Origin of the sequence: Xanthomonas sp. 4461, from assembly GCF_024806475.1 — a bacterium.
Taxonomy (GTDB): Bacteria; Pseudomonadota; Gammaproteobacteria; order Xanthomonadales; family Xanthomonadaceae; genus Xanthomonas; species Xanthomonas arboricola_F.
Map to the genome: position 1 here is coordinate 58185 of NZ_JANTYV010000009.1, position 24605 is coordinate 82789.

General features: G+C 66.7%; 13 protein-coding genes. 10 read left to right on the forward strand and 3 right to left on the reverse strand.

The window, feature by feature from the left end:
- The first annotated feature begins 99 nt into the window (after window positions 1–99).
- The gene (locus tag FHY19_RS22165) at window positions 100–2607 is read left to right on the forward strand and encodes a DUF3772 domain-containing protein (protein WP_259168624.1); all 2508 of its coding nucleotides are present in this window, start codon (window positions 100–102) and stop codon (window positions 2605–2607) included.
- A gap of 572 nt (window positions 2608–3179) precedes the next feature.
- Here the strand turns inward: FHY19_RS22165 and FHY19_RS22170 are convergent.
- Complete coding sequence (locus tag FHY19_RS22170) at window positions 3180–5288, reverse strand: phosphoglycerol transferase I (RefSeq protein WP_259168626.1); 2109 nt, start codon at window positions 5286–5288, stop codon at window positions 3180–3182.
- Window positions 5289–5655: 367 nt separating this feature from the next.
- On the reverse strand, window positions 5656–7380 hold the full coding sequence (locus tag FHY19_RS22175) for an AarF/UbiB family protein (RefSeq protein ID WP_259168628.1): 1725 nt from the start codon (window positions 7378–7380) through the stop codon (window positions 5656–5658).
- Between the two features lie 253 nt (window positions 7381–7633).
- On the opposite strand from FHY19_RS22175, the gene FHY19_RS22180 reads away from it, so the two are divergent.
- Window positions 7634–8575: a DUF808 domain-containing protein gene (locus FHY19_RS22180; protein ID WP_259168629.1), complete on the forward strand. Its 942-nt coding sequence runs from the start codon at window positions 7634–7636 to the stop codon at window positions 8573–8575.
- Between the two features lie 500 nt (window positions 8576–9075).
- Here the strand turns inward: FHY19_RS22180 and FHY19_RS22185 are convergent, their stop codons facing one another.
- Window positions 9076–10704, reverse strand: coding sequence for a GGDEF domain-containing protein (locus FHY19_RS22185; protein WP_259168630.1), 1629 nt, complete (start codon window positions 10702–10704; stop codon window positions 9076–9078).
- A 482-nt stretch (window positions 10705–11186) separates the two neighbouring features.
- Here FHY19_RS22185 and glgA point away from each other — a divergent pair, with 482 nt between their 5' ends.
- The 8 genes from glgA (at window position 11187) to FHY19_RS22225 (ending at window position 24424) form a co-directional block, all read left to right on the forward strand.
- Entirely contained in the window at window positions 11187–12770 is a 1584-nt protein-coding gene (gene glgA / locus FHY19_RS22190) for a glycogen synthase GlgA (protein ID WP_259155877.1), read from the forward strand.
- On the forward strand, window positions 12767–14998 hold the full coding sequence (locus FHY19_RS22195) for a 1,4-alpha-glucan branching enzyme (protein ID WP_259168633.1): 2232 nt from the start codon (window positions 12767–12769) through the stop codon (window positions 14996–14998). Before glgA ends, FHY19_RS22195 begins: the two co-directional genes overlap by 4 nt.
- Window positions 14999–15000: 2 nt before the next feature.
- Entirely contained in the window at window positions 15001–16758 is a 1758-nt protein-coding gene (treZ, locus tag FHY19_RS22200; RefSeq protein WP_259168635.1) for a malto-oligosyltrehalose trehalohydrolase, read from the forward strand.
- Entirely contained in the window at window positions 16755–18689 is a 1935-nt protein-coding gene (locus FHY19_RS22205) for a 4-alpha-glucanotransferase (protein ID WP_259168637.1), read from the forward strand. The genes treZ and FHY19_RS22205 overlap by 4 nt, the downstream gene beginning before the upstream one ends.
- On the forward strand, window positions 18686–21289 hold the full coding sequence (gene treY, locus FHY19_RS22210) for a malto-oligosyltrehalose synthase (RefSeq protein ID WP_259168638.1): 2604 nt from the start codon (window positions 18686–18688) through the stop codon (window positions 21287–21289). The genes FHY19_RS22205 and treY overlap by 4 nt, the downstream gene beginning before the upstream one ends.
- A gap of 24 nt (window positions 21290–21313) precedes the next feature.
- Complete coding sequence (locus FHY19_RS22215) at window positions 21314–21499, forward strand: DUF2934 domain-containing protein (protein ID WP_039424237.1); 186 nt, start codon at window positions 21314–21316, stop codon at window positions 21497–21499.
- A gap of 113 nt (window positions 21500–21612) precedes the next feature.
- Window positions 21613–23775, forward strand: a complete 2163-nt coding sequence (gene glgX / locus FHY19_RS22220; RefSeq protein WP_259155870.1) for a glycogen debranching protein GlgX — start codon at window positions 21613–21615, stop codon at window positions 23773–23775.
- A 16-nt stretch (window positions 23776–23791) separates the two neighbouring features.
- Window positions 23792–24424: an NAD-dependent epimerase/dehydratase family protein gene (locus tag FHY19_RS22225; RefSeq protein ID WP_259155869.1), complete on the forward strand. Its 633-nt coding sequence runs from the start codon at window positions 23792–23794 to the stop codon at window positions 24422–24424.
- Window positions 24425–24605 lie beyond the last annotated feature (181 nt).

Here is a 24605-nt window from a genome sequence, read left to right on the forward strand (position 1 = left end):
GCACTGGTTGGCTGGTGGCCGCACTCCCGGATGCTGCGCTTGCGTCCGCATGAATCGCCGTCATGGCAGCGGGCAGCAGGGCGGGGGCGGTGGCTTAAGATGCCGACACCGCGCGGTCCTGCGCCTGTCCGATGCCTGCCTGTGTCCCGATTTCGTTCTGTGCCGTCCGCCCGTTCGAGCGTGTTATTGCAGGTGCTGCTGTGCAGCGTCCTGTGGCTGGCCTGTGCAGGCACGCTGCTCGCCCAGGACGATGACTCCCTGCTGGAGACCGCGCAGAGACAGCTGGACGACGCGCAGAAGGTGCTCGACCAGGGCGAGGCCGGGCTGGAAAAGGCCGATACCGACCTGCTGCGTGCGTTGACCGACCAGGTGACCGTGGCGCAGCGGCAGGCACAGGATCTGGCGCGTCAGCTGGATCCGCAGCTCAAACAACTCAGCGTTCGGCTTGACGGGTTGGGCGTGGAGCAAAAGACAGATCCGCCGGATCTGAAAAATCAGCGAAAGGCGCTGACTAGCGAAAAGAACAAGCTGGATGCGGAACTCAAGCGCGCCAACCTGCTGGCATCCGAAGCAGGCGAACTTGCAGATCGCCTGGAACAAAAACGCGCGCAGCTGTTCAGTGTGCAGCTGTCCACGCGCGTTGCCTCACCGCTATCGCCGGCACTGTGGTCGCAGATCGCGCAGCAATGGCCGGACGATCGTACCCGTCTGCGCGGCTTGTACGACGATGCGGTCCAGGCGGTGCGTGCCGGCACCGCTGCCAATGGCGTTGGCGGCCTGGTGACTGGCGTGGCGATCGCGCTGCTGCTGGCCTTCCCGTTACGCATGTTTCTGCGTCATCTGGGGCGGCGTTATGCCGCGTCGCGTGCGCCGGGCGGGCGGTTGCGACGTTCCGGCCTGGCGCTGTGGTTCCTGCTGGTCGGCACGCTCAGTCTGGGCATGGCGGCCTGGGTGCTGGCCGAAAGCCTGCGTGCCATAGCTCAGGTGCCGGCCGATCTGGACGAGTTGCTGGATACGCTCGTCTTCATCAGCTTCATCGCGGCCTTCGTCGGCTCGCTCAGTGCCAGTCTGTTGATGAAGCACCAACCCACCTGGCGGTTGTTCCCGCTGGACGACGCCACCGTCGACCGGCTGCGCGTGCATTGCCTGGCCACCGCCGCGGTGAGCTGGTTCAGCGGCATGGCGATGAAGCTCAACGAGGTGGCGCGTACCAGTGCCGCCGCAGCCACCGCGACCGACGCAGTGGCCGCGCTGTTGTACGCCGGCCTGATCCTGTCGGCACTGGCCGGACTGAGCCTGTCGTTGCGCGCGCGCGCAGCCAGCGCCGGGGCCGCCAGCGACGATAGCAGCGAGCCGCCACCGGTGGTCTCGCGGGGCGGCGGGGTCATCGTGCTGATCCGCCTGCTGGGGCATGTGGCGGTGATCGTGTCGCTGCTGGCGGCGTTGTTCGGTTATCTCAATCTATCGCTGTTCATTGCGCGCCAGATCATCTGGATCACGCTGATCTGCAGCCTGCTCGGTTTGCTGGTTGTGTTTGCCGACGACCTGCTGACCTGGGTGTTCAATCCGGAAGGGCGCTTCAATCGTGCGTTGGCGCATGCCTTGGGCATGGGCAGCGGACGTCTGGTACAGCTGGGTCTGCTGCTGTCTGCCGTCCTCCGTGTCGTGTTGATCCTGCTGGGAATCGCGGCGCTGATCACGCCGTATGGCGCCAATCTCTCGGCGGTCACCGGCTGGGCCGAGAACGTTTCGCACGGCATCGAAATCGGCAAGGAGCTCACCATCACACCGGCCGCGGTCGTGCGCGCGTTGCTGGTATTCGTCGTGGGCCTGGGTGTGGTGCACGTGGTGCAGCAGTGGCTGCTCAACACCTATCTGCCCAGGACCGAGCTCGATGCCGGCGCGCGCAACTCGATCAGCACGGTGGCCCGCTATCTGGGCTGGTTGGTGGTGGTGGTGTGGGGGCTGACCGCGCTGGGTCTGGACTTGAAGCGGCTTGCGCTGGTGTTGAGTGCGTTGTCGGTGGGCATCGGTTTCGGTCTGCAGGCGATCACGCAAAATTTCGTGTCGGGGTTGATCCTGCTGGCCGAGCGGCCGGTGAAGATCGGCGACTGGGTGCGGATTGGCGACCAGGAAGGCGATGTGCGCAAGATCAGCGTGCGTGCCACCGAGATCCAGGTAGGCGATCGCTCCACCTTGATCGTGCCCAATTCGGAACTGATCACCAAGAGCGTGCGCAACATGACGCTGTCCAACCCGATGGGGCGGGTGCAGCTGCAGTTCTCGGTGCCGCTGGAAACCGACGTGGCGAAGGTGCGCGACATGCTGCTGGAACTGTTTGCCGAGCACACCAAGGTGCTGGCCGAGCCGGCGCCCGCGGTGTTCATCGATTCGCTGGCCGGCGGGCACGTCAACTTCAATTCGTTCGCCTATGTGCGCAGCCCGCGCGATTCGTACGGGGTGCGTAGCGAGCTGTTCTTCGCGTTGTTGCAGCGGATGGAAACGGTGGGAATTGCGCTGCAATCGCCGCAGGAAATCCGCTTCAGCCGTGCAGGTGCAGCGGTGGCGCGTGACCAGGGCGATGGAACGCCTGCATCGGAAGACTGAGCCGGTGCGTGCATGCACCGTGCGGACAGGCGCTGCAGTGGGCCGGATCGGCAGCGCTAGCGCTGATCTATCCGCATCGTCCAACTGGTGCAGACAACCGAGATTCCGAATCGCAGCGGTGTTTCCGGATAGTCAAACAGCCTGGTTGGTCGAGGGCGCGATGCCCTCACCGCTTGCGGGACACGCCGTAAACCCATCCCTGGGGGCTAGGTGGCGACATCCATGCCACCATACGGTCCCGCAATCGGTGAGGACCCCTCAACAGACAGTGTGCTGGCTGCTGTATAAAAAAATGCATACCGACCATCTCGACAGGTCCTTGCCCGCTCACCGTCGCGGGACCTTACGCGGCATGGATGCCGCGTAAGCGCCTACAGGGACGTACTTGCGGCGTGTCCCGCGATGGTGAGCGGGCAAGGGCCCTGCAGCCAGGCCGCAGATCCCATGCTTTGGCTTCCAGCTCCAGCTCCAGCTCCAGCTCCAGCTTGGCTCTTGCCTTCCTTCGCTTCTGCTTCTGCCTCTTCCACATCCACATCCACATCGCCTGGCCTCGCACCAGGCGACGGCCCGACTCAGGAGCGATCCGCGACCTGGGTCTGTTTCACCAGGGCCAGATCGTCCACGCTGACGTCTTCGGTGTAGTCCAGCCAGGCGCGGATCTCCAGATCGTCCACCGCATGCTCCAGACCCACCGGCATGCGGATACGTCCGGCGGCATCTGGCACCACCCATTGCTGGGCCAGCACCACCTTGCGCTCGGACGACACCGCTTCCACCCAGAACGCGCGGGTGGGGCGACGCTTTGCGTAGAGCTCGAGCATGTAGCGGCCGGCAGCGGTCTTGCGCGATGCCTGGGTGAGCATGATCGGCTGGCGCACGCGCGGGCGCGGGCCCTGCGGTGTGGCATCCAGGGGCGCATCGACGGCAATGCCGCGGGTCAGGTCCTGGTCGCGGTAGAGCTTCATGCTTTGCTGGCGATCGACCACCAGCGCGCACCAGTCACCATCGGCCGAGCCGTCTTCGAACGCCGTGCAGCGGTCGACGTAGGCGAGCGTGCCTTCGGTATGGGTGCGGTCGAACTGACGCGAAGTGTTTTCCAGATACACCGTCTTCAGGTTGGTGTCTTCGTCGTATTCGAGCAGTACCGGCGGACGCACCTGCTGCACGCCCACCACCACATCGCCATTGCCGTTGACGCGCAGCAGGCGCGTGCCTTGCCCGGTCCATAGCGTGCGCGCGAAAGCGAGGTAGCGCGGATAGTCCTTGCCGCTGTCGCGACTGGCCGCCACGCTGGCGCTGGGAGGCGCATCGCTGGCCAGCAGCGAGCGGCCGAAGCCCAGCGTGCGCATGCCCGGCTCAAGCAGTTGCAGAAGTGTTGCACCCGAATCCAGCGTGCTGCCGGCGCGTGTGACCAGCTGTTGCGGAGCGATGTCCTTGCCGAGGAACAGCAGCAGGTTTTCGCGCTTCTGCTTGGCCAGCACGTCGCTGAGATCGTTGGGCATGGCCAGGTGATCGGAGGCGATCACGATGATGGTGTTCTTGCCGTAGCGGCTGTTGCGAATGCGGGTGACCAGCTCGCCGATCAGCCGGTCGCTGCACTTGATCGCATGCAGCAGCCCGATGTCGCCCAGCGCGCTGTCGTAGTGCTGGCCCTTGCACGCCAGCGGCAGATGGCCGGCCGGGTGGTGGGTGTCCATGGTCAGCGTCGTGAGCATGAACGGCTGGCCGGCGCGCGACAGCGTCTGGAAGCTGTCCCAGGCATCGTCCAGCAGTACATCGTCGTGCACGCCCCAGGCGGAAAAGTGTTTCGGCGCCACGCCCTTGTCGCGGAAGTAGCTGACGTCGTGCACCACATCGAAGCCATGGCTGGACAGGAAGCGGCCCTTGCCGGCAAAGCTGGCATCGGCACCGCCCACGTAGTGGTTGCGGTAGCCCTGGTCCTTGAGGTAGTCGCCCAGGCAGCGCGCTTCGGGCAGGAACATGCCCATGCGATCCATGCTGTTTTCATCGCCGGGCGCGGTGGTCAGCGGTACGCCGCACATCGAGGCGACCATGCCGGCAATGGTCCATCCGCTGCCTTCGGTGGAGGTGAGGTTGCGTACGTCCACCGCCTCGGTGGCCAGCGCGCGCAGGTTGGGCATCAGGCCCGGAAAGACCGACTCGTCGAAGTAAGTGCGTTCCAGGCTTTCGCCGTAGATCCAGACGATGTTCTTGCGCTTTTGCAGCGGTTGCTGCGGTACCTGGTATTCCGGCACGACGGTGGCGTAATCGACCGGACGCAGCTGGTAGTACAGCCGCTTGCCGTCGCGATACAGCGGGCTCACCGCAATGCTGACCAACAGCATCGCCAAAAACGATCCGAACACCACACCGCCGCCGCGTGGGCGCCGGAAACGGCGCACCCTGACCAGGATGAGCGGGCTTAACGAGAGCAGCAGCATGCTGATGAACACGGCGATATAGCCGGAAAAATCGCTGACGCCGGCACCGTCCATGTCTGCGCGCAGGTGGTACAACGTGGCCGCATTGATGCCGTCGCCGCTGAGCCGGTCGATCAAGCCCCAGGCGCTGAGCAGCAGCAAAAACAGCGAGAGCAGGCCGGCCTTGAGCCATGCCAGTCGCGGCGAGGCGACCAACAGCCACAGCAAGAGCAACAACGAAAACAACAACATCCAATGCATGCGCAGCGTCCGTGGGGGAATGATGCGAGCGCGTACCGGACGCCTTGCTCGCCATGTCCTGTGCGCCACACCCAATGTGACACCCGGATGACGGACTATGCCGCGCTGAAGCTGACTGAAATGTTTGTTCGCGTTAAGCCGTCGTCGCAGCGTGGCGGATTGGACGCACTGTCGAACATCTGGTCGCTGTGGCGCTCGCTACAGAGTTGCGGTGTCTGCATTCCGGACTTGGCGCGCTTCTCGCATAAAGGCGACATCGCGATAACCCCTTACCGCCCGATTCGCTTTGGCAGCTTGACGGGGCGATTTGGCAAGCGATATCGCGCCCGGGTGCGCTCCTACGCGGGGGTGAGGTCTGTGTTTGGCGCTATCGATGCCCGCGTTCTTCGCGCGCACGCACGCGGCGGTCGAACAGCAATGCACTGAGCACGATGCCCAGGCCGAGGAAGACGCCGAGCAGGAAAAGCACCATCGCAATGGCCGGATAGCCCCACAGTTTCAGGCCGGTTTCGATGCGCATCATCTGCGCCGAAGCCATGATCAATGCCGCAGTCACGATGCCGGCCGCCACGCGGTTGGCGATCTTCTGCAGACTTTCCATCAGATGCGATTCTTCCAGCCCGGTGACACGCATCTGCAGGCGGTTTTCCGCCGCCAGCGACAGGATCTCCGACATCCGGCGCGGCCCTTCCCGCACCAGATGCTGCAGCTCCATCGCTTCGCTGGCCAGGTTGGCGGCCGACAGTGACTTCTTCAGTCGCGCCCGCATCACATGCTGCAGGTGGCGCTCAACGATGCGACGTGTGTCCAGATGGGGCGACAGTGCGCGGCACACGCCTTCCAGGTTCAACAGGGTCTTGCCGAGCAGGCTCAGCTCCGGCGGCGTGCGCAGGCCATTGGCCGTGGCGATACGTACAAGATCCAGCACCACGCGGCCTTCGGAGGTGGTGTCGTGCGCGGCGTAGCGGGCGATCATCTGCCCGGTTTCGCGCTGGTAACGGTCTTCGTCGTAATCCTCCAGCCGCGTACTGAGCGCGATGGTCTCTTCGGCGACTTCTTCGCCACGTCCGTCGACGGCGGCAAACAACAGCTTGAGCAGGCGTTCGCGCAGGCGCGGTGGCACATGGGCGACCATGCCCAGGTCGAAGATGGCCAGCCGTCCGTCCTGCAATACGCGCAGATTGCCCGGATGCGGGTCGGCATGGATTTCGCCATGCACGAACATCTGATCCAGATAGCCCTTGACCAGCTCCGCCGCCAGGTTGTCCATCGGCTGCTCGGTGCGGCGCAGGCCGGAGATCTTGTCCACGCGCACGCCTTCGGCCAGCTGCATGGTCAGCACCTTGCGGCTGCTCAGATCCCAGATCGGTTGCGGCACCCATAACAACGGAAACGGTTTGAGATGCTTGCCGAAGCGCACCAGCGTTTCGGCCTCGTCTTCGTAATTGAGTTCGGCGCGCAAGGTCTTGCCGAATTCGCCCAGCCAGTCGGCAAAGCGCACGCGGCGGCCGATGCCGGTGAGGCGGTCGGCGGCGGTGGCAAAACTCTTGAGCACGTCCAGATCCGAGCGCACTTGCGCGGCGACCTCGGGCTTTTGCACCTTGATCGCCACTGGCGTGCCGTCGCGCAATGCGGCGCGGTGCACCTGCGCCAGCGAGGCGCAGCCCAGCGGCACCGGGTCGAAGTGCGAGAAGGCCTTGTTGACCGACACGCCGAGTTCTTCCTCGATGATCTGGCGGATGCGCTCCACCGGGACCGAGCTGGTGTTTTCCTGCATGCGCTCCAGCGCGGTGGCGAACTCCGGCGGCACGATGTCCGGGCGCGTGGACAGCATCTGGCCGAGTTTGACGAAGGTGGGGCCAAGCGATTCCAGGTCGGAGACGAACTGGTCCGGCGTGCCTTCGGCAGGCACCTCGTACTCGTTGATGGCGGCCGGATCCAGGTTCATGCCGGCAAACACCCCCGACCCGCGGTACCGCAGCAACAGGCGCAGGATCTGCGTCCGCCGGCTCATGCCGCCCACCACGGCATGGTCGGCCACGTGCGTCGCCGGGGCCGGTGTGCGGTGCGGGTCATTCGGACTCAAGGCCATCTCCGGTGCGTCATGCGAACAGCGAGTGTGGCCAGCGCCGGGTCGTCAGCCGGTGAACCCAGGTCCCGCCGCCGCAGTTGCGGGCGCTGCCATTGCCTGCGTTGGCGCGTGTCTGTCCAGGGGAAGGCAACACCGGCAATCGCCCGGCAACGGCATGCAACGACCGCGCAATGGCGCGCCATCACCCCATCCGGGCGCGGGATCGGCGAGAATTCACATTCACCCACGCACGACCACCACGAAGGACCTCCGCATGGCCGGTGCCAGCCTGTTCACCCTGCTCGACGACATCGCCACCTTGCTGGACGACGTTTCCATCCTGACCAAGGTCGCGGCCAAGAAGACCGCCGGCGTGCTCGGCGACGATCTGGCGCTCAACGCGCAGCAGGTGACCGGCGTGACCGCCGACCGCGAGCTGCCGGTGGTCTGGGCAGTGGCCAAGGGCTCGCTGGTCAACAAGGTGATCCTGGTGCCGGCGGCCCTGGCGATCAGCGCGCTGGAGGCCTGGCTGCGCGGGCGCGGCTACAACATTCCGCTGGTGATGCCGTTGATGATGATCGGCGGCGCCTACCTGTGCTTCGAAGGCGTGGAGAAGCTGGCGCACAAATTCCTGCACAGCGAAGACGAAGACGCGCAGCGCCATGCCGAACGTACCCGCGCGCTGGCCGACGAGAGCGTGGACGTGGTGGCGCTGGAGAAGGACAAGGTCAAGGGCGCGATCCGCACCGACTTCATCCTGTCGGCCGAGATCATCGTGCTGTCGCTGGGCGTGGTGGCGGGCGTGTCGTTCGGGCAGCAGGTGGCGGTGCTGGTGGCGATCGCCCTGGCGATGACCATCGGCGTGTACGGCCTGGTGGCGGCCATCGTCAAGCTGGACGACCTGGGCCTGTACCTGACCAAGAAGGGCGCGTCGCTGGCCGCGCTGGGCCGCGGCATCCTGGTGGCGGCGCCGTGGCTGATGAAGTTCCTGTCGGTGGCCGGCACGCTGGCGATGTTCCTGGTCGGCGGCGGCATCCTGGTGCACAACATCCCCATGCTGCATCACGTGGTGGTGGATCTGGCCAAGGCGGCCGGCGGGCTGGGCTGGCTGGTCGAAGCGCTGGGCAACATGGTGGTCGGCGTGGTTGCCGGTGCGGTCGTGCTGGGCGCGGTGATGCTGTTCCAGAAGCTGCGCGGGAACAAGGCCGCGCACTGACGGCCTGTGCAGTGTTGGCAAGGCGATAGCGCCAGCGGTGCGTGTGTTGGCCCTACGGTGATGATGGGCGGAAGACTGGGTTGGCGCAGTCGGCTTTGCGCTGCGGCGATCGCGATCCCCCGATTCCGTTCCGGCTACGCCAGTTTGGCTTCGACGGTGGCGTGCGCAGAGCCTGAGACAGTGCGCCACCCATTGGCCCAGTGGAGCAAGACGTGCCATTGGCTGGCATGTGCAGCCGGCAGCGATTGAAGGGAGGGCTGCATCAAGCGATCCGATCGCGCGCGGTCTATCGCCTGCGATCAAGGCTGATCTTTAGCGGCGAACCATGGCACTGCATGGCCTGGCTCGGCGGCGGCTTGCGGTGAACCGATCGCGGCGGTGCCTCACATCGGCGGGGTTTTGCCCGATTGCGGCGACGCGTGGCATTGCAGGGCCGAAGACCCGAATGCTCTCAACCGATCCGCGCGCTGCCACGCAAGACAATCGCCCGCGGTCTGCGGCTACTCGGCGCTGATCACCCGATTCTTGCCGGCGGCCTTGGCGTCGTACATGGCGCGATCGGCGCGGCGGATCAGCTCGTCCTGGGTTTCGTCGGGGCGTCGCAACGCGACGCCGGCACTGAAACTGATGAAGATCCGCACGTCCTCGTGCAGCAGGGAGCGCTGCGCCAGGGCGCGCTGCAGGCGGATGACCGCCGCGCTGGCCTCGAAAATGGTCGAGTCCGGTAGCAGCAACACGAATTCCTCGCCGCCGAAACGGGCGATGGCATCGGTCGTGCGCAGCACTGCCTTGGCGACGTCGACGGTATGGCGCAGCGCCGCGTCGCCGCCGGCATGGCCGTGCGCTTCGTTGAGACGGCGGAAATCGTCCAGGTCCAGCATCGCCACGCACAACGGCTGGCCGCTACGTTGGGTGCGGACCGATTCGCGCTGGAACAATTCTTCGAAGCCGCGCCGGTTGAGCGCGCCGGTCAGCTGGTCTTCGCGCACCAGTCCGGCCACTGCGTTGAGTTCCTGTTCGAGCGAGGCGATGCGTTGTTCGGCATCTTCGACCTGACGGCGTGCAGCAAGCAGCTCGTCGCGCGCGGCCAGCGCCTGCGCCTGCACCCCGGCGGTGTCCTGCAGCACGTCCTGCAGCAGACGATTCAGATCGGGAATGCTGCGAGCGTCGCCGATCGCCTGCGAATAGCCGGCAACGCGGTCGTGGTACTCGCCCGTGCTGGTGGCCATGCCGTCGAGCCTGTCGACGAAGGACACCATCATCTCGCGCATGGCGGTCTTGGAATCGGCGATACCCTGCTTGAGCAGGCCCTGCTTATAGATCACCTCGCGCAAGGTGCCGCGTGCCTGCTCGATCGATTCCACGTCCAGCGGCCCGGCCAACAGCTGCCGCACGACCGAGATCTGGCCCTGCAGCCAGCTGCGATCGTCGAGGAGTTCGCCGACGTTCTCCAGTAATAGATCGAACAAGCCGAGCAACAGGTTCTGTTGTTCGCTGGCATCGTCAGCACGCAGGCCGATCTGATGGCTCAGCTCACGCAGTCGCTGCTCCAGCGTGATCAGCTCATGGCCGGGGCGCCAATGGCGCAGGGCCGAGGCCAGGGTCTGGGCTTCTTCGGCCAGCTCGGGACTGCGTTGCAACAGGGTGGCCAGGGCATTGCCCAGCGCATGCCGCAGCAGGTCGCGCAGCTGTTCGGCTTCGGTGCGGCCTTCGGCCAGCGAGTCGCCGATATCGATGGTGCGGATATATTTGTCGATCAACTGGCGCAGCGTACGGCCGTAGCCGTGCCAGTCGCCGGCCGCATAGGCCGCACCCAGGCGCACGCCCATGTCGCCGAGCTCGCCGTGCAGGCTGGCGATGCCTTCGGCGAACGCCAGCAGCAGCGCTTCTGGATGCGCAGCATGCGAAAACAGGCGGATGAGCAGCGCGGTGGCGGCTGCCGGGTCGTGCGCGCCCGATTTGGTCTTGGCGGGAACCAACTGATGTGCCGCCAGCCCCGGCGCGGCCTGGGCGCTGCCGCGCACGCTGGGCAGCGCAGCGACCGGGCGCGCGGTGTCCGTGCCGCCCCAGGGCAACAGACGGCGCAGCCCGCCACGCGGGCGGCTTGGAAGTTCAGGCTGGTCAGCCATGCCAGGTCTCGAAAGGTCGACGCTATCGCTGGTTATCGGCGCGCATGCGGGTCGCTTGAGCGTGCCGCACCGTATGGCGCAACGCACAGCATGCATCCGTTGGCGCCGTCACGCTGCGTGGCATCCACCGAACGCTCGGATGAACAAGTTACGCAGATGACGACGAACGCTGCCGCGCTCTCCCGCATTCGGTGCATCAAGGCATCCATGCACCGATGCGGGGATGTCATCGCACTGCAATGCATCGCTTATGCCGGCGGACCTGCGCAACCGTGCGTAAAGGAATGTGGCTGTCGCAGAAAAGTCAGCACATGTTCACGCATATTTTATTTGTACGGGGTGTAGATTCATCGCCAAGGACGACGTGGAGTACGCGCGTCGCCCCCGCTCCTCATTCGTAGCAGGTCGTCTGGCCACATCGGCAGACGATGGTTTTCGCTTCGCCGTTTTCCGTCTCCACCCACTTTACGACGGACGTTTAGATGGTTGCCACGATGCCGCTTCACGCCAGTACTGCACGCCTAGATCGCAGCGCATTGATCCCCACGCTGAAGAAGAGCGGGCGGCCGCGCGACGCGCGCGGGCGGTTCATTCCCCATCACGAGCGTCTGCCCGTGTCGCTGGCCGATACACGCGGCGCCTTGTTCGTGGTCTCGGAGATGGCCGACTTCATCAAGGCGGGCGGTCTGGGCGATGTCGCGGCAGCCCTGCCGCGCGCGCTGCGCCATCGCTACGACGTGCGTGTATTGATCCCCGGCTACCGTGCCGTGCTCGAGCGCGCCGGCAAGGTGGAGATCGTGGGCCGTGTGCTGGCGCATGCCGCGCTGCCGGCCTGCGACATCGGCCGCATCGTGCAGTCGGATGGGCTGCCGATCTACATCCTGCTGTCCAAAGAACTGTTCGAACGCGATGGCTCGCCGTATGTGAGCACCAGCGGTTCGGAGTTCGAAGACAATGCGATCCGCTTCGCCACCCTGTCGCATGCCGCCGCGCAGATCGCCGCCGGCCATGCCGGCCTGGGCTGGAAGCCGCGCCTGCTGCATCTCAACGACTGGCCGTGCGCGCTGGCGGCGGCGTATGTGCGCTGGTCCGGCGGCACCACGCCATGCCTGCTCACCATCCATAACCTGGCCTACCAGGGCCTGGTGCCGTATTCGATGGCGTCCGCGCTGGGCATCCCGGCCGAGCGTGTGGCCGAACTGGAGTTCTACGGGCAGATGTCGTTCCTGCGCGGTGGCATCGTCAATGCCGACCACGTCAACACGGTCAGCGTCAGCTATGCCAAGCAGATCACCGGCCCGGCGCAGGGCTGCGGGCTGGACCGGCTGCTGGCCGGCCGCGCTGCCAAGGGCGCGCTGACCGGCATCGTCAACGGCATCGACGCCAGCTGGGACCCACGTACCGACGAATATCTTGATACGCACTTCAGCGTGAATCAGTGGCAGGGCCGTCAGGCCAACGCCGCGCAGGTGCGCAAGGCCTTCGGGCTGCGCGAGAGCACCGGTCCGCTGTTTGCGGTGGTATCGCGGCTGGTGCATCAGAAGGGCCTGGACCTGATCTGCGAAGTTGCCCCGCAGATCGTGGCGGCCGGTGGCCAGATCGCGGTGATCGGCGGCGGCGAGCCGGAGATTGAACAACAGGTGGCCGAGCTGACCCGTCGGTACCCCGGCCAGGTCGGTGCCTTCATCGGTTTTGAGGAAGGCCTGGCGCGGCGCATGTTCGCCGGTGCCGACTTCCTGCTGATGCCGTCGCGCTTCGAGCCATGCGGCCTGAGCCAGATGTATGCACAGCGCTTTGGCTGCCTGCCGATCGCGCATGCCACCGGCGGGCTGATCGACACCGTGGACGACGGCGTCACCGGCTTCCTGTTCCAGCATGCCAGTGTGGAGGCCTTGCGCCGCTGCCTGGAACGCGCGTTCCGTACCTTCCGCCTGCCCAGCCTGCTGTCTGCCATGCGCCGCGCGGCCATGCTGCGCCCCAGCGGCTGGGATGTGGCCGGCAAGAAATATCTGTCCCTTTATGAGCACACCGCCGCAACCGCACCTGCGCTTGCGGCGGTGTCATGAGCGAACGGTTGGGCGTGCAAGGGCAGGGAACGGAAGGCGAAGGTGTGATCACGGAAGAAGTCTCTGACAGCGCGCCTGCCTTGCAGGCGCTGGCCGATGCAGCGCCTACCGACGCATTCGCGGTGCTGGGCCCGCACCTGCAGGCCGATGGCCGCCGCCGCGTTCGGGTCCTGGCGCCCGGTGCCGAGGCGATGGGCCTGATCGACCCGCGCGGCAAGTTGCTGGCGCGCATGCAGGTCGGCGCGGTCGATGGCGTGTTCGAAGGCGAGCTGGCAGTCGATGGGCCGTACCGGCTGCGCATCGTCTGGCCGGATCTGGTGCAGGAGATCGAAGACCCGTACGCGTTTACCCCGACGCTGGACGAATCGTTGCTGCTGCAGATCGCTGCTGGCGACGGGCAGGCATTGCGCAGCGCATTGGGCGCGCAGCATCTGCGCTGCGCCGATGTGCCGGGCGTGCGCTTTGCGGTCTGGGCGCCGCATGCGCAGCGAGTTGCAGTGGTCGGTGATTTCAATGGCTGGGACGTGCGGCGGCATCCGATGCGGCAATGCATCGGCGGCATCTGGGAATTGTTCCTGCCGCGTGTGGAAGCCGGCGCCCGCTACAAGTACGCCATCACTGCCGCCGACGGCCGTGTGCTGCTCAAGGCCGACCCGGTTGCGCGGCAGAGCGAGCTGCCGCCGGCCACCGCCTCGGTGGTGCCCGGTGGCGCCGCGTTTGCGTGGACCGATGCCGAATGGATGGCCAGGCGTTCGGTGCAGGCGCCGTCGGCGCCGCTGTCCATCTACGAAGTGCATGCCGCCTCGTGGCGTCGCGACGGGAACGACCAGCCGCTGGACTGGGCCGGCCTGGCCCGTGAGCTGATCCCGTACGTCCAGCGGCTGGGCTTCACCCATATCGAGTTGCTGCCGATCACCGAACATCCGTTCGGCGGGTCGTGGGGCTACCAGCCGCTGGGCCTGTACGCGCCCACCGCGCGCCATGGCAGCCCGGATGGCTTTGCGCAATTCGTCGATGCCTGCCACCGCGCCGGCATCGGCGTGATCCTGGACTGGGTCAGCGCGCACTTCCCAAGCGACGCACATGGCCTGGCGCAGTTCGACGGTGCCGCGCTGTACGAGCATGCCGACCCCCGCGAAGGCATGCACCGCGACTGGAATACGCTGATCTACAACTACGGCCGGCCCGAAGTGACGGCGTTCCTGCAGGGCAGCGCGCTGGAGTGGATCGACCATTACCACCTCGACGGCCTGCGCGTGGATGCGGTGGCCTCGATGCTGTATCGCGACTACGGCCGCGCCGAAGGCGAGTGGGTACCCAACGCGCACGGCGGCCGCGAGAACCTGGAGGCCGTCGCCTTCCTGCGCCAGCTCAACAGCGAGATCGCCACGCGCTTTCCCGGTGTGCTGACCATCGCCGAAGAGTCCACCGCCTGGCCGGGCGTGACCGCGCCGATCAGCGAGGGCGGCCTGGGCTTCACCCACAAATGGAACATGGGCTGGATGCACGACACGCTGAGCTACATGCAGCGCGATCCGGCCGAGCGTGCGCAGCACCACAGCCAGCTCACCTTCGGCCTGGTGTATGCGTTCTCCGAGCGTTTTGTGTTGCCGCTCTCGCACGACGAGGTGGTGCATGGCACCGGCGGCCTGCTTGGGCAGATGCCCGGCGACGACTGGCGGCGCTTTGCCAACCTGCGCGCGTACCTGGCGCTGATGTGGGCGCATCCGGGAGACAAGCTGGTGTTCATGGGGGCCGAGTTCGGCCAGTGGGCCGACTGGAATCACGATCAGTCGCTGGACTGGCATCTGCTCGACGGCGCACCCCATCGCGGCGTGCAGCAATTGGTTGGCGATCTCAATGCCACCTTGCGCCGCGTGCCGGCGCTCTACCGCGGCACGCATCGCGCCGAGGGCTTCGACTGGAGCGTGGCCGACGACGCGCGCAACAGCGTGCTGGCGTTCATCCGCCACGACCCCGAGGGCGGCGCACCCCTGCTGGCGGTGAGCAACCTCACCCCGCAACCGCACCACGACTACCGCGTTGGCGTGCCGCGTGCCGGCAGCTGGCGCGAAATCCTCAACACCGACAGTGCCCACTACGGCGGCAGCAACCTCGGCAACAGCGGTCGCCTTGCGACCGAGCCGACGGGCATGCATGGGCATGCGCAGCGTCTGCGCCTGACCCTGCCGCCGCTGGCAACGATCTACCTGCAAGCGGAGAAATAACAATGAAGCAGCGCAACGACATCATCCCGGCCTGGGGCGCCTGGCCAGCGGGTGAGGGACAGGTGCGCTTCGCGCTCTGGGCACCGGACGCAACGCGCGTGGAGGTGGTCTTCGACGACGGCACGCGCAGCGCGTTGCAGGCCGGGCAGGACGGGTTCTTCGCCGCCACCCTGGCCTGCGCGGCCACCGCGCGTTATCGCTACAGCGTGGATGGCGGCGAGCCGGTACCCGACCCGGCCTCGCGCTGGCAGCCCGATGGCGTGCACGGCCCCAGCGCGGTGCAGCCCACCGACAGCTATCGCTGGAGCAACACGCAGTGGCAGGGCCGTCCATGGGACGAGGCGGTGATCTACGAACTGCATGTGGGCACCTGCGGCGGCTATGCCGGCGTGCAGGCGCAATTGCCGCAGCTGGCGGCAATGGGCATCACCGCGATCGAACTGATGCCGTTGAGCGCGTTCCCGGGCGCGCATAACTGGGGCTACGACGGCGTGCTGCCGTATGCGCCGGCCGACGCCTATGGCACGCCGGACGAACTGAAGGCATTGATCGATGCCGCGCACGGCTACGGCCTGATGGTGTTGCTGGATGTGGTCTACAACCACTTCGGCCCGGACGGCAATTACCTGCACAGCTATGCCGCCCCGTTCTTCAACGAGGACAAGCCCACGCCCTGGGGCGCGGCGATCGATTTCCGCAAGCCGCAGGTGCAGCGTTACTTTCTCGACAATGCGCTGATGTGGCTGCACGAATACGGCTTCGACGGCCTGCGCCTGGACGCGGTGCACGCGATCACCCCGAACGCCTTCCTGGATACCTTGCGGCAGACCGTGCAGGCCAGCCTGCCGGCCGGCCGCCATGTGCATCTGGTGCTGGAAAACGAGGCCAACCAGGCCTCGCAGCTGCAGCGCGGCTACACCGCGCAGTGGGACGACGATTTCCACAATGCCCTGCATGTGCTGCTGACCGGCGAAGCCGAAGGCTATTACGCCGCCTTCGCCGACAAGCCCACCGAGCACCTGGCGCGCGTGCTCGGCGAAGGCTTTGCCTACCAGGGCGAGCCTGACCCGCGCGGGCATGTGCGTGGCGAGCCGAGCGGGGCGCTGCCGCCGCACAAGTTCGTGGTGTTTGCGCAGAACCACGACCAGATCGGCAACCGCGCGCGTGGCGAGCGGCTGACCGTGCTGGTCTCGCCGCAACGCCTGCGCGCAGCGCTGGCGTTGACCGCGTTGACGCCGATGATCCCGCTGTTCTTCATGGGCGAGCCATGGGGCGCGAAGCAGCCGTTCCTGTTCTTCACCGACTTCGGTCCGCCGCTGGACGATGCGGTGCGCGAAGGGCGGCGTCGCGAGTTCGCGCATTTCGCCGCATTCGCCGACGAAGCGCAGCGCGCCACCATTCCCGACCCCAACAGCCACGCCACCTTCGCCGCTTCGCGCTCGACGATTGACGATGCCGCGCACGGCGACGGCGCGCAGTGGGCAGCGTGGTTCACCGCGCTGCTGGGCGTGCGTCGGCAGTGGCTGGTGCCCGGCCTTGCCGAGGCGCGCGCGGTACGCGCCAGCGTGCTGGCCGAGGGCGCACTCACCGCCACCTGGGAACTGCCGGATGGCCTGTGGCATATCGCCTTCAACGTCGGCAGCGCGGCCGTTCCGCTGCCGCCACTGCGCGGGCGTGTGGCATTTGCCGAAAACGTCGATGCCTCCGCGCAGCAGTTGCCGGTCGACGGTTTCATCGCCTGGCATGAGGACCGCACATGAGCACCAACACCCTGCACACCCTGGCCGCGGCAGCCGGGGTGATGGTGGATTGGGTGGATGCCAGCGACCAGTCGCGGCAGGTGTCCGAGCAGTCGGTGCAGGCAGTGCTGACCGCCCTGCAATTCCCGTCGGCCACTGCCGCACAACGCGAAGACAGCCTGCGGCGTTGCCAGGCGCAGGCTGCCGAACCGGCAGCGCTGCTCACCGTGCAGGTGGGCGAGCCGCTGCCGTTGCGCGTTGCCGCCAATGCCAGTGGCCGCTGGACCGATGACAGCGGCGCCAGCGAACCGGCGCGTGCGGATGCGCAGGGGCAGTTGCTCGCACCACAGCGCTATGGCTACTGGACGCTGCAGATCGGTGCGCTGACCCAGCAGGTAGCGGTTGCGCCGCAACGCTGCTTCAGCGTGGCCGACGCCTGCGCGCAGCCGTCGCCGCGTGCCTGGGGCATGGCGTTGCAGGTGTACTCGGCCTGCAGCCTCGATGACGGCGGTATCGGCGATGCTGCCGGCGCTGTGGAATGGCTGCGGCACGCAGCGCTGGCCGGCGCCGATGCGCTGGCGTTGAGCCCGGTGCACGCCTCGCGACCGGTCACCGGCGGTTACAGCCCGTATTCGCCCAGCGACCGACGCTTTTTCGATCCCCTGCATGCCGCACCGGTCCGCGTGCTGGGCGAGCTGGCACTGGAGGCCATCGACGACGTGGCGGGCCTGCGCCAGCGGTTCGATACGCTGCACGCCAACGCGTTGATCGATTGGCCTGCCTCGGCGCAGGCCAAGTGGGAACTGTTGCGCCATCTGCATACGCGCGTGGCGCCGGACCATGCCGACCTGCTCGCCTTCCGCACGGAAGGCGGCGCGGCGCTGGACGGCTTCGCACGGTTCGCCGCCAAGGATTTCGGCGACAACGATCCGCAGTTGCATGTGTTCACCCAATGGCTGGCGGCGCGCAGCTGGTCCGATGCGCAGCGCGAAGCACACGAGCGCGGCATGAAGATCGGGTTGATCGCCGATCTGGCGGTCGGCTTCGATCCCAATGGCGCCGAAGCCGCAGCGGCTGCAGACACCGTGCTGCGTGGCCTGGTACTGGGCGCGCCACCGGATGCCTTCAACGCCGATGGTCAGCATTGGGGCATCGGTGCGTATTCGCCCACCGCATTGCGGCGTAGCGGGTTTGCGCCGTACATCGCACTGCTGCGCGCGGTGCTGCGCGATCGCGGCGGGATCCGCATCGATCACATTCTTGGCCTGCTACGGCTGTGGGTGGTGCCCGACGGCGCCAGCTCCAACGAAGGCGCCTATCTGGCGTATCCGTTGCACGACCTGCTCAATCTGCTGGCGCTGGAATCGTGGCGTCACCGCGCCATTGTCATTGGCGAGGATCTGGGCGTGGTGCCGCCGGGCATCCGCGAAGAACTCTCGCGGCGCGGGGTGATGGGCATCGATGTGCTGATGTTCACCCGCGACGACGACGGCGCCTTCGTGTCGCCGGCGCTATGGCGGCCGGATGCGGTGGCCACCACCACAACGCACGACCTGCCCACACTGACCGGCTGGCGCGAAGGCCGCGATATCGACTGGCGACGCAGGCTGGAGCTGATCCAGCCCGCGCAGGCCAAGGACGATGCCACGGCCCGCACCCAGGACGTCGCGCGGCTGGACGCGGCGGTCGAACACACCGGACTCAGCGCGGCGGACGACCCGCTGCTGGGTGCGCTGCGCTTCACTGCCAGCAGCGTCTCGCCGCTGGCCCTGCTGCCGGTGGAAGACGCACTGGCGCTGGACGAACAACCCAATCTGCCGGGCACCGTCGAAGTCCATCCCAACTGGCGTCGACGCCTGCCCGATCCCTTGCCGCATGCGCGCCTGACCACGGCGCTGCAGGGCTTTGCCGAGGCGCGTCGCGTCGCGGCCGTTTCGGAACCACAGCCATGATCGAGCTTCGCGCCACCGCCCGCCTGCAGTTGCATGCCGGCTTCACCCTGCACGATGCGCGCGCGCAGGTGCCGTACTACGCCGGCCTTGGCATCAGCCATCTGTATTTGTCGCCGATCGGCACCGCGGTGCCGGGCTCCACGCACGGCTACGACAATATCGACCCGACCGTGGTCAATCCCGAGCTCGGCGGCGAAGAAGCATTGATCGCGTTGTCGCAGGCTGCGCGCGAACACGGTATGGGCCTGATCGCCGACATCGTGCCCAATCACATGGCCACCCACGCGCAAAACGCCTGGTGGTGGGACGTGTTGCGCCACGGCCGCAGCGCCAGGCATGCCGACTGGTTCGACATCGACTGGCGCGCGCCTGGCCGCGATGGAAAGTTGTGGCTGGCCGTGCTGGACCGCCCGTACGCCACCGCGCTGGCCGAAGGCCTGATCACCCTGGTGATCGAGGACGACGGCAGCGCGGCACTGGCGCATTACGACCAACGCTATCCGATCCGCCCGCAGACGCTGGACATCCCGGAAGCATCTGCACGGGCGCAATGGCTGCGCGACTACAACGACGGCGCCAAGCGCGGCGATGGCCGCCTGCACAAGTTGATCGAACGCCAACCGTATCGGTTGAACTGGTGGCGCGTGGGCAACGACATGCTCAATTACCGCCGCTTCTTCGACATCACCTCGCTGGTGGCGTTGCGGGTGGAGCTGCCGGCGGTGTTCGACGCCGTGCATGCGCTACCGCTGCGGTTGGTGGCCGAAGGGCATCTGGACGGCCTGCGCATCGATCATGTGGACGGGCTTACCGACCCCACCGGCTATGTACGCAAGCTGCGCAGCCGGCTGGATGCGGCCGGGCGCACGCGTGGGCTCAAGCCCGGCACGCTGGGCCTGTATCTGGAAAAGATCCTGGCCCCCGGCGAGCACCTGCCGGCGGACTGGCCCTGCGATGGCACCACCGGTTACGACTTCATGGACCAGGTCGGTGGCGTGCTGCACGACGCGGCCGGTTTCAAGCCGCTGGCGCGTGCCTGGCAACGCGTGAGCGGACGTAGCGGCGACTTTGCGCAGGAAGAACGCGTGGCCCGCGACGAAATCCTGCGCGGCCCGCTGCAGACCGAATTCAATCGCGCGGTGGGCGCGTTGTCGGCATTGGCGCACCTAGACCCGCCCACGCGCGAGTTCAGCCCGCAGATGCTGGCACGCGGCCTGTGTGTGCTGCTGCGCTGGTTCCCGGTGTATCGCACCTATGCCGGCACCCAGGGAATCACCGGCAGCGAGGCGGAGCGCCTGCGCGCCACTGCCGCGCGTGCACGCGAAGGCATGCCCGAGGCAATCGTGGCGGCTGTGGACGCCATCGAGCGCTGGTTGCTGGACGATGCCGGCGCCGACCGCGCGCAGATCGCCTTGCGCCGCATCCTGCGTCGTCGGGTGGAGCAGCTGTCCGCACCGCTCAACGCCAAGGCCGTGGAAGACACCGCGTTCTACCGGCATGGCGTGCTGTTGTCGCGCAACGAGGTCGGCAGCCACCCGACCCACTTCGCCAACGAGGCCGCCGAATTCCACGCGCAGAATCAAGAACGCGCCAGGCACTACCCGCGCGCGCTGCTGGCCACTGCCACCCACGATCACAAGCGTGGCGAAGACCTGCGCATGCGGCTGGCGGTGCTGTCCGAGCAGCCGAAGTGGTGGGCCGAGCAGAGCACCCAGTTCGACGCTCTGGCCGAGACGCTGGAGTCGCCGGCGCTGGCCGGTGGCGACCAGCAGATGCTGTGGCAGACGCTGGTAGCGGCCTGGCCCATCGGGTTGGGCGCCGACCAGGCGGAGCCGCTTGCTGCCTATGCCGAGCGCGTGGCGCAGTGGCTGCTCAAGGCGGTGCGCGAAGCCAAGTTGCATACCAGCTGGACCGACGGCTCTGCCGAGTACGAACAGGCCGTGCAGGCTACCGTGGAGCAGGTGCTGACCAGCCGCGCCGGGTTGCCGCTGCGCCGCGCGCTGCTACGTGCCAGCAACCATATCGCGGCGGCCGGTGCGCGCAATTCGCTGGTGCAGACCACCTTGCGCCTGACCGTGCCCGGCGTGCCCGACCTGTATCAGGGCACCGAGGGCTGGGACCTGTCGCTGGTGGACCCGGACAACCGCCGCCCGGTCGATTATGCGCAGCGTCAGCGCTGGCTGGAGCAGGCACGCGACTTCACTACCTTGCTGCGCAGCTGGCGCGATGGCGCAGTCAAGGCGCGTCTGACCGCCGTGCTGCTGCAGCTGCGCGGCGAACATCCGGCGCTGTTTGCGAAGGGCGATTACCAACCCTTGAGCGTTGCGGCCGGCGGAGATGCGCAGGTGCTGGCATTCCGCCGTCAGTACCGCAGCCAGTCGTTGGTGGTGGCCGTCACCCGGCTGGGCGCAGGCATCCACAGCGACGGCGACCTGCCGTTGCTGGTGCCGCCGGCCAGCTGGGGTCAGGCGTCGTTGGCATTGCCGGAAGCCACATACCGTAATGTGCTCGACGGCAGCACGCTGCAGCCGCAGCGCGGCCGCGTGGCAATGTCCACGGTCTTTGCACGTGCGCCGGTGGCAGTGTTGTTGACCCCATAAACGACCCCGAGGCAAATGTACGCAATGAATGACACGGAACGGCAAGCGCGGCTTCGCCAGTTGGCACAGGAGATCTGGGAGGCCGAAGGCCGCCCGGACGGGCATGCGGATCGCCACTGGGCCATGGCCGAGCGGCTGGTGGATGCCGAAGAACGCGCGGCCGAGCAGGCCGCCGAGCACGCGGCCACGCCGATCACTGCGCGCCAGTAACACTGTCTCTGCCACCTTGCATGGGCCGCGCCGTGCGCCCATGCAGGCGTGCACAGCCCGGCGCAGCCGCACACCGCGCACTGTCTTGAGTTCACCGTTCTAAGGAGTCACCGATGGCCACTCGCAAGTTCACTCAGCGCTCGCGCATCCGCGAAGGCCGTCCCAACCCGCTCGGCGCCACCTGGGATGGTCTGGGCGTCAATTTTGCGCTGTATTCGCGCAACGCCACGCGCGTGGAATTGTGCCTGTTCGACGAGCGTGGCCGCGAGCAGGAGCGCCTTGCCCTGCCCGAGTACACCGACGAGGTCTGGCACGGTTATCTGCCCGATGCGCGCCCCGGCCAGTTGTACGGCTACCGCGTGCATGGTCCATACGCACCCGAGGCCGGGCATCGCTTCAACCACAACAAGCTGCTGCTGGACCCGTATGCCAAGCAGATCGTCGGCGAACTCAAATGGGCGCCGCACCTGTTCGGCTACACCATCGGTCATCGCGACAAGGACCTGAGCTTCGATCGCCGCGACAGTGCTGCGTTCATGCCCAAGTCCGCAGTGATCGACCCGGCCTTCACCTGGGGCCAGGACCGCCCACCGCAGACGCCGTGGAATCGCACGGTGATCTACGAGGCGCACGTGCGTGGGCTGAGCATGCTGCACCCGGCGGTGCCGCCGGAAGAACGCGGCACCTTCTCCGCATTGAAGACCGATGAACTGATCGACCATATCAGCTCGCTCGGCGTCACTGCGGTGGAACTGCTGCCCGTCCACGCATTCGTCGACGACCAATACCTGCTGGAAAAAGGTCTGCGCAATTACTGGGGCTACAACACGCTCGGGTTCTTTGCGCCGCAGGGCCGCTACATGTCCACGCGCACCGTGGCCGAGTTCAAGCAGATGGTGGCGCGGCTGCATCACGCCGGCCTGGAAGTGCTGCTGGACGTGGTCTACAACCACACCGCCGAAGGCAACGAACTGGGGCCGACGCTGTCGTTCAAGGGCATCGACAACGCCAGCTACTACCGCCTGGCCGACGATCGCCGCTTCTACATCAACGACACCGGCACCGGCAACACCTTCGATCTGACCAACGTCGGCGCGCTGCGCATGGTGATGGATTCGTTGCGTTACTGGGTGCAGGAAATGCATGTCGATGGTTTCCGCTTCGACCTGGCTACCATCCTCGGGCGCGAGCGTTACGGCTTCGATCCATCGGGAAGCTTTCTCGATGCGGTGCGCCAGGATCCGGTGCTGAGCCAGACCAAGCTGATTTCCGAGCCCTGGGATATCGGCCCGGGCGGCTACCAGGTCGGCAATTTCCCGCCGGGCTGGGTGGAATGGAACGACAAGTTCCGCGACAACGTGCGCGCGTTCTGGCGTGGCGATGGCGGCCAGCTGGCCGAGCTGGCCACGCGCCTGACCGGCTCGGCCGACCTGTTCAACCATAGCGGCCGCCGCCCCACTGCCTCGGTCAACTTCGTCACTGCGCACGATGGTTTCACCCTGCGCGATCTGGTCAGTTACGAGGGCAAGCACAACCTGGCCAATGGCGAGGAGGGCAGGGACGGCAGCGACCACAACATCTCGGCCAATTACGGTGTCGAGGGCGAGACCAACGACCCGGCGATCAAGCAGCTGCGTCGTCAGCAGATGCGCAACCTGCTCGCCACGTTGCTGCTGTCGCAAGGCACGCCGATGCTGCTGGCCGGAGATGAGTTCGGCCACAGCCAGAACGGCAACAACAACGCGTATTGCCAGGACAACGAGCTGACCTGGATCGACTGGACCGCAGCGACCAAGGCAGCGGCGGCCGACCAGGCCGCGTTCGTGCGTCGCTTGATCCGCATCCGTCAGCGGTATCCGTTGCTGCATCGCGCACGTTTCTTCGACGGCAAGTTCGACGAAGCACTGGGCCTGAAGGATCTCACCTGGCTGGCGCCCAACGGCACCGAGATGGACGAGGCCGGCTGGCACGACCCGGAAGCGCGCGCATTGATGCTGCGCCTGGATGGGCGCTCGCCAACCACCGGCCTGCGCGAGATTGCCGCCAACGTTACCTTGCTGATGCTGATCAATGCGGCATCCACCACTGTGTCGTTCACGCTGCCGGCCATGCACGACGAACACTGGCGCGTGCTGGTCGATACCGCACGTCATGGCGGCCGCGTGGTTGCCGGCGGCAGCGAATGGAAGGCGCCGGCGCACTCGTTGACCTTGCTCGCGGTGGAGCGCGACCGCATCGCCAGCAGTGCGCGCATCGTCTCCGAGGGCGCACGCTGATGGCAGGAGCGCACTGATGGATGTGTTGTTGGCAGGGGCGACCGGTCTGGTCGGTAAACAGGTCTTGCAGCTGCTGCTCGCCGATGCGCGCTGCACGGGCGTGGTGGCGTTGACGCGTCGGCCACTGACGCAGATCCACCCCAAGTTGCGTAACCAGGTGATCGACTTCGAGCGCCTGGAGCATTGGACCGCACCGCGCATGGAGGCGGCCATCTGCGCGCTGGGCAGCACCATGAAGCAGGCCGGCTCGCGCGAGGCGTTCTACCGCATCGATCACGATTACCCCCTGGCGCTGGCGCGTGCTGCCTGCGCGCAAGGCACCTCGGTATTCGTGTTGAATTCGGCGGCCGGCGCCGATGCGCACTCGCGGATTTTCTACAACCGCGTCAAGGGCGAACTGGAGCGCGATCTGCGCACTATCGGCTTTCCCTCGCTGACCTTCGTGCGGCCCGGGCTGATCGGCGGCGAGCGCGAAGAACGCCGCACCGGCGAGCATATCGGCAGCCTGGTGCTGGGCGCGCTTGGCCCGCTGCTGCCACGCCGCTATCGCATCAACCCGGCCGAATGCATCGCCGCGGCGATGGTGGGCGCCGCGCTGGCGCCGGCGCGTGGGGAGCATAGCGTCGAGGCGGCGGAGTTGGTGGGTTAGCGCGGCGTTGTTGCGAGGCAGTCGGATAGAGAGTTGGCTGTCCGCCGTTTGGTAGGAGCGCGCTGGCGCGCGATGAGGCGTTACCGATACAGCCTCATCGCGCGCAGGCACGCTCCTACAAGTGTACGGGCAGCGGCATCTTCGCCGGCGCAGCCCGGCCTACACGCCCAGAGCCTGTCTG